General features: G+C 61.3%; 10 protein-coding genes. 5 read left to right on the forward strand and 5 right to left on the reverse strand.

Going from position 1 to position 11,133, the window contains the following annotated elements; translation table 11 throughout:
* Window positions 1–370 precede the first annotated feature (370 nt).
* The 3 genes from DK871_RS18520 (at window position 371) to DK871_RS18530 (ending at window position 5,046) form a co-directional block, all read left to right on the forward strand.
* Complete coding sequence (locus DK871_RS18520; RefSeq protein ID WP_161906219.1) at window positions 371–2,137, forward strand: ATP-binding protein; 1,767 nt, start codon at window positions 371–373, stop codon at window positions 2,135–2,137.
* On the forward strand, window positions 2,131–3,456 hold the full coding sequence (locus DK871_RS18525; RefSeq protein WP_161906220.1) for a sigma-54 dependent transcriptional regulator: 1,326 nt from the start codon (window positions 2,131–2,133) through the stop codon (window positions 3,454–3,456). The genes DK871_RS18520 and DK871_RS18525 overlap by 7 nt, the downstream gene beginning before the upstream one ends.
* Window positions 3,457–3,726: 270 nt before the next feature.
* The gene (locus DK871_RS18530) at window positions 3,727–5,046 is read left to right on the forward strand and encodes an MFS transporter (RefSeq protein WP_032895468.1); all 1,320 of its coding nucleotides are present in this window, start codon (window positions 3,727–3,729) and stop codon (window positions 5,044–5,046) included.
* A gap of 100 nt (window positions 5,047–5,146) precedes the next feature.
* Here the strand turns inward: DK871_RS18530 and DK871_RS18535 are convergent, their stop codons facing one another.
* A complete protein-coding gene (locus tag DK871_RS18535; protein WP_161906221.1) occupies window positions 5,147–5,902 on the reverse strand; it encodes a hypothetical protein in 756 nt (251 codons plus the stop codon).
* Window positions 5,903–6,080: 178 nt separating this feature from the next.
* Here DK871_RS18535 and DK871_RS18540 point away from each other — a divergent pair, with 178 nt between their 5' ends.
* Window positions 6,081–6,713, forward strand: a complete 633-nt coding sequence (locus tag DK871_RS18540; RefSeq protein ID WP_014719748.1) for a flavin reductase family protein — start codon at window positions 6,081–6,083, stop codon at window positions 6,711–6,713.
* A gap of 124 nt (window positions 6,714–6,837) precedes the next feature.
* On the opposite strand, the gene DK871_RS18545 is transcribed toward DK871_RS18540, so the two are convergent.
* Both DK871_RS18545 and DK871_RS18550 read right to left on the reverse strand, forming a co-directional pair.
* Window positions 6,838–7,083, reverse strand: a complete 246-nt coding sequence (locus tag DK871_RS18545) for a hypothetical protein (RefSeq protein ID WP_019817340.1) — start codon at window positions 7,081–7,083, stop codon at window positions 6,838–6,840.
* 41 nt (window positions 7,084–7,124) lie between these two features.
* Complete coding sequence (locus DK871_RS18550; protein WP_161906222.1) at window positions 7,125–7,466, reverse strand: antibiotic biosynthesis monooxygenase family protein; 342 nt, start codon at window positions 7,464–7,466, stop codon at window positions 7,125–7,127.
* A gap of 326 nt (window positions 7,467–7,792) precedes the next feature.
* On the opposite strand from DK871_RS18550, the gene DK871_RS18555 reads away from it, so the two are divergent.
* Window positions 7,793–8,722: an AraC family transcriptional regulator gene (locus DK871_RS18555; RefSeq protein WP_073522886.1), complete on the forward strand. Its 930-nt coding sequence runs from the start codon at window positions 7,793–7,795 to the stop codon at window positions 8,720–8,722.
* 121 nt (window positions 8,723–8,843) lie between these two features.
* On the opposite strand, the gene DK871_RS18560 is transcribed toward DK871_RS18555, so the two are convergent.
* Window positions 8,844–10,313, reverse strand: coding sequence for an ATP-binding protein (locus DK871_RS18560; protein WP_161906223.1), 1,470 nt, complete (start codon window positions 10,311–10,313; stop codon window positions 8,844–8,846).
* Window positions 10,303–11,037 carry a response regulator gene (locus DK871_RS18565; RefSeq protein ID WP_003193918.1) on the reverse strand — a complete coding sequence of 245 codons (735 nt, stop codon included), beginning with the start codon at window positions 11,035–11,037 and terminating at the stop codon, window positions 10,303–10,305. The genes DK871_RS18560 and DK871_RS18565 overlap by 11 nt, the downstream gene beginning before the upstream one ends.
* Between the last annotated feature and the right edge of the window lie 96 nt (window positions 11,038–11,133).

Below are 11,133 nucleotides of genomic sequence, written 5' to 3' on the forward strand. Positions count from 1 at the left end.
AAGAGCGTTTTGCTTACTTTGCCGCTTTTGCAAAGTGAGCCGCCGTCAGGGCGGAACCCTAAGTGGCCGTTACCTAACTAACGGATATGTACTCAATCTGATCCCACATCCCGGTCGGCTGTCAGGCCGCCTTCGCGAGCAAGCCCGCTCCCACATTGGGATCATGGGGTGTCAGGTAGATAGCCGTCGGCTGGCAAGCCGTCATCGCAGGCAAGCCACACACAGTTGAATCGTGGGGTGTCAGGTAGATAGCCGTCGACTGGCAGGCCGTCATTGCAGGCAAGCCAGCTCCCACACAAGCTCCTTGGCCACAAGATATGTGCCGCCCATGCTATGGTGCTCGCCCCTTACCGTGCCTGTTCATCATCGTATGATCGTGATCCCTCGCCCCCTGCGTCTGACCTTCTATTCGCTGTTGATCATCGCCGGTGCGGTGCTGGCCACCGCCTTGGCCACGCGCCATGCCGAACGCCAGGCCCTGGTGGACGACGCCGCCCGTGCCAATCAGCAACTCGCGCTGTATGCCAACTCGCTGCACACCCTGATCGAACGCTACCGTGCCCTGCCTGCCGTGCTGGCGCTGGATTCGGAGATGATCAGCGCCTTGAAGGGCCCGCTGGACGCCGCCACGCAAGACCGGCTCAACCGTAAGCTGGAGCGTATCAACGGGGCTGCGCAGTCTTCAACCCTGGAACTGATGGACCGCACCGGCCTGGCCGTGGCCGCCAGCAACTGGAACCTGCCCAGCAGTTATGTCGGCCACAATTACGCGTTCAGGCCGTATTTCAGCCAGACCCTGAGCCAGGGCACCGGGCGCTTTTATGCGGTGGGGGTGACCACGGGCATTCCGGGTTACTTTCTTTCCAGCGCGGTCGTGGATGAGCACGAGCAGTTCCTCGGCGCCATGGTGGTCAAGCTGGAGTTCCCCGAGCTGGAACGCGAATGGGCCCAGGGCAATGACCTGCTGTTGGTCAGCGATGCGCGGGGCATCGTGTTTATCGCCAACCAGCCGGGCTGGCGTTATCGCAACCTGCGGCCGTTGTCCGAAAATGACCTGGCCGAACTCAAGGCCACCCGCCAATACGACAAAAAGCAACTGCAGCCACTGGACACCCAGCCCCTGCAACGCTTTGACGAAAACAGCCACTTGATCCGCGTCAACGGCCCCGACGGCAACGCCAATTACATCTGGGAGTCGCTGCCGCTCAAGCGCGAAGGCTGGACCCTGCACCTGTTGCGCAAACCCCAGTTCGCCTTTGAAGACCAACGCAACGCCGGCCTTGCCGCTGCGGGTTCGTGGCTGGCCCTGGTGTTCCTGGTACTGTTCCTCAGTCAGCGTTGGCGCCTGGCCCGCTTGCGCCAGCGCAGCCGTGAAGAACTGGAGCAATTGGTCGAAGAACGCACCCAGGCGTTGCGCACCGCACAGGATGGCCTGGTGCAGTCGGCCAAGCTGGCGGCGCTGGGGCAGATGTCCGCCGCCCTCGCCCATGAAATCAACCAGCCGCTGACCGCCCAGCGCATGCAATTGGCGACGCTGCGGCTGTTGCTCGACCATGGTCGCGTGGACGATGCCTACAAGGCCCTCACGCCATTGGATGACATGCTCACGCGCATGGCCGCGCTCACCGGCCACCTCAAGACGTTCGCCCGCAAGAGCCCCAGCGGCCTGCGCGAAAAGCTGGACCTAGCAACGGTGGTCGACCAATCCCTGCACCTGCTCGACGCGCGCCTGCGTGACGAAGCCATCGGTGTGGTGCTGGACCTCACCCGCCCGGCCTGGGTACGTGGCGACGCGATCCGCCTCGAACAGGTACTGATCAACCTGTTGCGCAACGCTCTGGACGCCATGGCCGACAAACCGCGCAAGCGCCTGGAGATCCGCCTGCATGCCGATCAGCAGCTGTGGCAATTGAGCGTCTGCGACAGCGGCGGCGGGATTGCCGAAGAACATTTGAGCAGCGTGTTCGACCCGTTTTTCACCACCAAGCCGGTGGGCGACGGGCTCGGCTTGGGGCTCGCGGTGTCCTACGCTATCGTGCATGAACTGGGCGGCCGCCTGAGTGCCGATAACCGTGGCGATGGCGCAATTTTCACTCTGACCTTGCCTATCGCCCTGGAGACGCCAGACCTATGTTGAACGCGGTGATTGTGGTCGATGACGAAGCCAGTATTCGCACGGCCGTCGAGCAATGGCTGAGCCTGTCGGGGTTTGACGTGCAGTTGTTCAGCCGCGCCGAAGAGTGCCTGGCGCAACTGCCCAAGGACTTTGCCGGGGTGATTCTGAGTGACGTGCGCATGCCGGGGCTCAGCGGCCTTGAGCTGTTGGCCGAGGTGCAGCGCCGCGATGCCGATTTGCCAGTGATTTTGCTCACTGGCCATGGCGACGTGCCAATGGCCGTCGAAGCCATGCGCGACGGGGCTTACGACTTCCTGGAAAAACCCTTCAGCCCCGACGCCTTGCTCAACAGCCTGCGCCGGGCGCTGGACAAGCGCGGCCTGATCCTGGAAAACCGCCGCCTGCATCAACAGGCCGATCATCGTGCGCAGTTGGAGTCCAGCCTGCTGGGCGTGTCCAAGGGCCTGCAAAGTTTGCGCCGCCAAGTGCTGGACCTGGCGAGTTTGCCGGTCAATGTGCTGATTCGTGGCGAGACCGGCAGCGGTAAGGAGCTGGTCGCCCGCTGCCTGCATGACTTCGGCCCACGCGCCAAGAAGCCCTTCGTGGCCCTCAATTGCGCGGCGATCCCCGAGCAGTTGTTCGAAGCCGAGCTGTTCGGGCATGAAAGCGGCGCCTTCACCGGCGCCCAGGGCAAACGCATCGGCAAGCTGGAGTATGCCCACGGCGGCACCTTGTTCCTGGATGAAATCGAAAGCATGCCCCTGGCCCAACAGGTGAAATTGCTGCGGGTGTTGCAAGAGCAGAAGCTGGAGCGGCTGGGCTCCAACCAGAGTATCCAGGTGGACCTGCGCATCATCGCCGCCACCAAGCCCGACCTGCTGGAAGAAGCGCGGGCCGGGCGCTTTCGCGAAGACCTGGCCTATCGACTCAACGTCGCGCAACTGCGCCTGCCGCCATTGCGTGAGCGTCGCGAAGATATTCCGCTGCTATACGAGCATTTTGCGCAAAGCGCCGCCGAGCGTCTGGGCCGCCAGGTCGAGCCCTTGAGTGGGCCACAGTTGGGGCGCCTGCTCAGCCATGAGTGGCCGGGCAATGTGCGCGAACTGGCCAACGTCGCCGAGCGCCAGGTGTTGGGGCTGGACGAGCCGGAACCGCAAGGGATCGAAGCCGGGCAGTCGTTGGCGGCGCAGCAGGAGGCGTTCGAGGCACACTGCCTGAAGGCCGCGTTGACGCGTCACAAGGGCGATATCAAGGCGGTACTGGCCGAGCTGCAACTGCCGCGGCGGACCTTCAATGAAAAGATGCAGCGGCATGGGTTGGTGAGGGAGATGTTTGTGTAGCGACCTTTGAATCGCCATCGCGGGCAAGCCCGCTCCCACATTTTGATCTGTGAACACAGGCAGGTGTGGGAGCTGGCTTGCCTGCGATGGCGTCGGTAGCCATAAGCGGATTTCCGCTCATCACCCCAAAACCATCAGCGACTTTCCGCTCAAAAAAATCCCGCAACCCTTCTATTCCGGGCCTTCCTCTACCTGGCACAGCTCCTGCTATAGCCCCAACAGGCTGCGCACGCGCCGCTCCATAAAAACAACTAGATGAAGGATCCTTTAATGGATAACTCCAATACCGTGCCTCTGGGATCGACGGCTGCAAAAGCGCAGGAGCGCACCACCTCCAGCCGCATCAAGTCGATTTTCAGCGGATCAGTCGGCAACATGGTCGAATGGTACGACTGGTACGTCTACGCCGCCTTCTCGCTGTATTTTGCCAAAGCCTTCTTCCCCAAGGGCGACACCACTGCCCAACTGCTCAACACCGCCGCGATTTTCGCCGTGGGCTTCCTGATGCGCCCGATCGGTGGCTGGCTGATGGGCCTGTACGCCGACAAAGTCGGGCGTAAAAAAGCCTTGATGGCCTCGGTCTACCTGATGTGCTTCGGCTCGCTGCTGATTGCCCTGAGCCCAGGCTATGAAGTCATTGGTATCGGTGCGCCGATCCTGCTGGTGTTTGCCCGCCTGCTGCAGGGCCTGTCGGTCGGCGGCGAATACGGCACCTCTGCCACTTACCTGAGTGAGATGGCCACCAAGGAACGTCGCGGTTTCTACTCCAGCTTCCAGTACGTGACCCTGATCTCCGGCCAGCTCATCGCGCTGGCGGTGCTGATCGTGCTGCAACAGGTGCTCACCACCGAGCAGTTGTACGCCTGGGGCTGGCGTATCCCGTTCGCCATCGGTGCCTTGTGTGCAGTGGTCGCGCTGTACCTGCGTCGTGGCATGGAAGAAACCGAGTCGTTCACCAAGAAAGAAAAAGCCAAGGAAAGCGCAATGCGCACCTTGATGCGCCACCCCAAGGAACTGCTGACCGTGGTCGGCCTGACCATGGGCGGCACGCTGGCGTTCTACACCTACACCACCTACATGCAGAAATACCTGGTGAACACCGTCGGCATGAGCATCTCCGACTCCACCACCATCTCGGCGGCGACGCTGTTTCTGTTCATGTGCCTGCAACCGATCATCGGTGGGCTGTCGGATAAAATCGGCCGCCGCCCGATCCTGATCGCTTTCGGCGTGCTTGGTACCCTGTTCACCGTGCCGATCCTCACCACTTTGCACACCATCCAGAGCTGGTGGGGTGCATTCTTCCTGATCATGGCAGCGCTGATCATCGTCAGCGGCTACACCTCGATCAACGCCGTGGTGAAGGCCGAGCTGTTCCCGACCGAAATCCGCGCCTTGGGCGTGGGCCTGCCGTATGCCCTGACCGTGTCGATCTTCGGCGGTACCGCTGAATACATCGCGCTGTGGTTCAAGAGCATCGGTATGGAAACTGGCTACTACTGGTACGTGACGGCGTGTATCGCGGTGTCGTTGATGGTGTACGTGACCATGAAAGACACGCGTAAACACTCGCGCATCACCACCGACTAAAACATGTGGGAACGGGCTTGCCCGCGATAGCGGAGGATCAGTCAAAGTTGTATCAACTGACCCACTGCAATCGCGGGCAAGCCCGCTCCCGCATTTAGTCTTAGGACAACTCTGCAGCCTCGCTGCGCCCATAGCGCCGTTGTGCATACGACGCGCCGACAATCATCACCAGCAACACCGCCGCCAACACCGCCGATGAACCGACGGTGCCAAAATCCAGGCCGCCCTTTTCATGGGGTTTGGTCAGGAAATCTCCCAAGGTCGCGCCAAACGGCCGTGTCAGTACAAACGCCACCCAGAACAACAGCACCGACGAGATGCGCGTGAAGTACTTGAGCGCCACCACCGCGGCGATGGTCGAGCCAATCAACAATGCGCCGCCGGCGAAGCCCAGTCCCGAATCGTCCGCGAGGAAATCGCCCAAGGCGGTGCCCAAGGTGTTGGAGAACAGGATCGCCATCCAGTAAAACAGCTCGCCCCGGAAAGTCTGCACCTTGTTCACGTTCAGCGAGTCACCACTGAGGTGCCACAGCGCAAAGATGATCATCAGGATCACGATCAGGATCATCGACCCGGTGGCGTAGCCCAGCCCCAGCGTGCGGTCCATGAAGTCGGACATCGTGGTACCCGCCGTGCTGGTGGACAAAATCACGATCCAGTACAGCACCGGGTTGTAGGTTTTCGACCAGAGTTGCGTCACCAGGGTCACCAGGAACACGCTGATGAGGATCATGGAGCTGATGGCGTAGCCAACGTTCAAGGTCATCGACAGCAAGTCCCCGGCGGTTTCGCCCAAGGTGGTTGCGCAGATTTTCATGACCCAGAACGCCAGGGTGATCTGAGGAAGTTTGTTCATGCAGTAAATGGCTCCAAGGCTCAGTCTTATAGGGGGTATTGACCTTGGGGCGCAGACTGAAGGGAAAGCTGTGAAAAATAGGTGGCCTATGTATGAAAAATCCATGGGCACCGTGGAAATTCACCGCCATGAATTGCACTATGACGGCCTCCCAAACCGCGTAGCAGGAACCCCGGCCATGCCTGACGACATCCACTTTTACGAACCCGCCAACGGCCACGGCCTGCCCCATGACCCGTTCAATGCCATCGTCGGCCCACGCCCGATTGGCTGGATCTCCTCGCACGACCGCGAAGGCCGCCTGAACCTGGCGCCCTATAGCTTCTTCAATGCCTTCAACTACATTCCGCCGATCATTGGGTTTTCCAGTGTCGGACGCAAAGACAGCCTGAACAATATCGAACAGACCGGCGAATTCGTCTGGAACCTGGCCACCCGTCCGCTGGCCGAGCAGATGAACCAGAGCTGCGCGGCGGTATCGCCCGAGGTGAATGAATTCGAACTCTCCGGGCTGACGCCAGTGGCTTCGAAAATCGTCGGCGTACCACGGGTGGGCGAGAGCCCGGTGTCGTTCGAGTGCAAGGTGACGCAAATTATCCAGCTGCAACGTGCCGACCAGCAGTTGGTGCCAAGCTGGCTGGTGTTGGGCGAGGTGGTTGCGGTGCACATCGCCAAGTGGTTGCTCAAGGATGGGATCTACGACACCGCTGCCGCCGAGCCGATTTTGCGCGGAGGTGGCCCGGCGGATTATTTCCAGCTGGGGCCTGAGGCCCTGTTCAAAATGTACAGACCAGGCGCCACCAAACCCTGACTGAAATGCAATCAAAACTGTGGGAGCTGGCTTGCCTGCGATGGCGGTGGGTCAGTTAACTCAGGGTGACTGATACACCGCTATCGCAGGCAAGCCAGCTCCCACATTGGTTAGGTGTGCTGCCTCAGCGTTCAGCAGTCGCCCAGGTCAGTTGGCCTTCTGCATCCACATCGACCAGATGCTCAAGTTGCAGCGTCGCCGCATCATCGGCATCCGAAGCCGTCTTGAACGTCTGCCCATCAAGGATCTTGTGAAACCGGGGTGCGCCCATGCCATCCAGTGCCTTGACGGCGACGGCGGCGCTGTAGCCACCTTCGCCCGGTACTACGGCGGAAACGGCTTCGTGGTGGGCAAATTGTTTACGTGCCATGTTGCAGGTCCTGGCCAATGGAAAGTCGGCCATTCTAACCGTTAACCGGCCAGTTGCAGGTACTCGCCGTAGGCCTGTGCCGCCGATGCGTCGGTGAAGGTCTGGAAATCCATGCTACGCACGACCATGTCGTTCAGCAGCTCGGTGAAGATCATCAGGGCTGGGGAGCTGAAGTAGGCGCTCATGGCCTGCTCGCTGCTCCAAAACCCGGACACCAGCCAGACATCGGGGTCGACCTGGGAGTGCTGCAACGAGAATTGCAGGCAGCCCTGGGTCTGGCGACCCGGTTCAATCAAACTGCTCAAGCGTGCACCGAGTTCGGTGCTGCACCCGCTACGGGCACGGATAAAGGCCATATGGCTCGCGGGAATGGGGGTGGACATGTTCGACTCTCCCGTTGAGAAGTGATGCTCGGCAGCACAATAAGGGCGTGTTGCCACAGGATCAAAGATAACGGCGCGAGGGTGGGCGCGGTTAGTCAATTCCTGCAGGCTTATTGCACAATCCTGCGAGAAGCGTAGGGAGGACGTTCGGCCCCAGGATTTATTCCAGGCCCAGGCCCCATGTTTCAGGCAGATGACAGGCTGCGTACTTGCCTGATTCACGCTATCTCGCAGGATCAGGCAAGGATGCTGCAGAATCGACGTAGCACTACTTGAACAGCCGCCGCTAAGCTGAGCCCATCAAAGCAGCGTGTAGAGGACGCCCCATGCCGTCGCCCGAATCCAAGTCCACTCCCCTCGATGCCGAAATGGAGAAACAACGCGCCGAGCTGGCCAGTATCGTGCACCGTCATACCTGGGAGGACGGCTCCTACGGCACAGCGATTACCTCGCTGTACCTGAACCGCCACAACGCGCCCCGGGATTTCATGCCGGTGCTGGTGGAACCTGCGCTGTGCATCCTCGCCAGTGGCAGCAAGGAGGTGCGCCTGGCCGACGAGATCTTTGCCTACGACCCACTCAACTACCTGGTGTTCTCGGTGGCGATGCCGGTGGCCGGCCGCATCATCGACGCCACCGCCGAGGACCCCAACCTCTCGGTGCGCATCAACATCGACCCGGCGCAGCTCACAGCGCTGATCGCAGAGGCCGGGCCGATGGGCGTGCCCTCACGCCCGACCTCGCGAGGCATGTACGTCGACCGCATCGATCACGCACTGCTCGACGCGGTGCTGCGCCTGACCCGCTTGCTGGACACCCCTAAAGACATCGCGATGCTCGCGCCGTTGATCAACCGTGAAATCCTCTACCGTTTGCTGCGTGGCCCGCAGGGTTATCGCCTGTATGAAATTGCTGTGGCTAACAGCCAGAGCCATCGGGTGAGCCAGGCAATCACCTGGTTGAACGGCAACTACGAACAGCCGCTGCGTATCGACGACCTGGCCAAGGAAGTGAACCTGAGCGTCTCGACCTTGCACCACCGGTTCAAAGCGATCACCGCCATGAGCCCGCTGCAATACCAGAAGCAACTGCGCTTGCAGGAAGCCCGGCGGCTGATGATCGCCGAAGGGCTGGAGGCTTCGGCGGCGGGGTATCGGGTGGGGTATGAAAGCCCGTCGCAGTTCAGCCGGGAGTACAGCCGGTTGTTTGGTGCGCCGCCGCTGCGCGACTTGGCCCGGCTGCGTCAAAGCATCTGATGTACACAGAGCAACATGTGGGAGCTGGCTTGCCTGCGATGGCGGCGTGTCAGTCACTATTGTATTAACTGACCCACTGTCATCGCAGGCAAGCCAGCTCCCACAGTAGTCCTGCGTATATTCAGTCTAATCCGCGGGGGAGTTGCAGGGTGACGCGCAGGCCGCCTTCGCGCAGGTTCTGCAAACTCACTTCGCCCCCGTGGCTGTGGGCAATGTTGCGCGCAATCCCCAACCCCAACCCGTAACCCTGCTGCTGGCCGGCCAGGCGGAAGTGCGGTTCAAACACCTGCTCCAGTCGCTGCTGTGGCACGCCTGGGCCCTCATCATCCACGTGCAGGATGAACTGCACGCCATCGTCCTCGATATGCAAATGCGCGTTCTGCCCGTACTTGAGCGCGTTGTCGATCAAATTGCCGATGCAACGCTTGAGCGCCAGCGGTTTGCCTGGGTAGGCAGACAGCGCCGCGCCATCGAGGGTCACTCGGCCATTGCCATGGGGTGCCAGGTACGGCTCCACCAGGCATTCGAGGACGTGGTTGAGGTCGACCGGCTGGATGTTTTCGTGGATATCGGTGTCTTTCACGCATTGCAGCGCGCCCTTGACCAGTAACTCCAGCTCATCCAGGTCCCGGCCGAATTTGTTTTGCAGGTTCTCGTCTTCCAGCAATTCCACGCGTAGGCGCAGGCGGGTAATGGGCGTGCGCAGGTCATGGGAAATCGCGCTGAACAACTGGCTGCGCTCGGTCAGGTAACGGCTGATGCGTTCACGCATGGCATTGAATGCACGGCCCACTTCCACCACTTCACTGCCTCCGCCTTCAGCCACCGGCTCCACATCGGCGCCCAGGGACATGTCCCGCGCCGCTCGTGCCAGGCGCTTGAGCGGCCGGCTTTGCCAGTGCACCAGCAGGCCGATGAACAGCAGCAGAAAACCGCTGGTGAGCACGATGAACCACACCTGCTGGGACGGCAGGCCCTGTTCTTCCAGGCTGGTGTAGGGTTCGGGCAACAGCGAGGCGATGTACAGCCATTCGCCGGGCGCCAGTTGAATCTGGGTGACCAGCACCGGCGGGTTCACCGGCTCCAGGGTCAGCGCGTAATGGGCCCAGGAGCGTGGCAGTTCGTCGAGCTTCAGGCCGGCATTGAAGATGCGCAGGTCTTCGGCGCTGACGAACTCTACCGAGATATGCACGTCGGCGCCCAGGGTCTGGCGCAGCACTTCATCCACCGCCACCAGCACCGCTTGTTTGCGCGGGGTTTCGGGCAGTATTTGCATGTCCAGCGGACGATCGTTGAGGGTCACCACAAAACGCGTGCCACCCATGCTGCGCAATTGGTCCAGCACCAACGGGCGATAGGCCACCGGCAGCGACCGGAAGTAACTCACGCTGGCGGTCATTGAATGCGCGAGGCTGCGGGCGCTGGTGACCAGGCCCTCAAGCTGGGTGGCGCGCAATTGCGACACCCAGATCACGCTGGACAGCGCCTGGGCGAACAACACCGCCAGCAAGGTCAGCAATAACATGCGCCCCAGCAGCGAGCGGGGTACCGGCAAGCGGCGCCGGCGTTCGATCAGCGGTTCAGTGGGCATTGCCGGCAACCACGCTGGCTGCCAGTTGATAGCCGCTGCCGCGCACGGTGCGGATCAGCCGCGGAGGTTTCTCGGTGTCGCGCAGGCGCTGGCGCAGGCGGCTGACGGCCATGTCGACGATACGGTCCAAGGGCATCAGGTCGCGGCCACGGGTGGCGTTGCCGATGGTGTCACGGTCGAGAATCTGCTGCGGGTGGTCGAGAAACAACTTGAGCAGGGCAAAGTCGGCACCGGAGAGAATCACCTCTTCACCGTCCACATGAAACAAGCGGTGGCTGATCATATCCAGGCGCCACTCATCGAACACCCACACATCGCCGCCACTGCTGCGCTCCTGGCCGAACTGGCAGCGGCGCAGCAATGCCTTGATGCGCGCCTGCAACTCGCGGGGGCTGAACGGCTTGCCGATATAGTCATCGGCGCCCAGTTCCAGGCCGATCACGCGGTCGGCTTCGTCGGAACTGGCGGTGAGCATGATGATCGGCACCTGCGCCTGGCGCGGGTGCTGGCGGATCCAGCGGCACAGGCTGAAGCCGTCTTCGTCTGGCAACATCACATCGAGGATGACCAGGTCACAGGGTGCCTCGTTCATGGCCTGGCGGAACCCCGCCCCGTCGGACACGCCACGGACCTGGAAGCCGGCGCGACTGAGGTAAGTTTGCAGCAATTCGCGGATTTCCTGGTCGTCGTCGACGAGGAGAATGGATTTACTGATTACGCTCACGGGGGCCTCCTTGTTGTTATGGCCTGGCTTAAATCATTGGGTGCCCTTTAGGCCGCCATCGCAGGCAAGCCAGCTCCCACACTTGGAATGCATTCC

The organism is Pseudomonas sp. L13 (assembly GCF_009935965.1).
GTDB classification, from domain to species: domain Bacteria; phylum Pseudomonadota; class Gammaproteobacteria; order Pseudomonadales; family Pseudomonadaceae; genus Aquipseudomonas; species Aquipseudomonas lactis.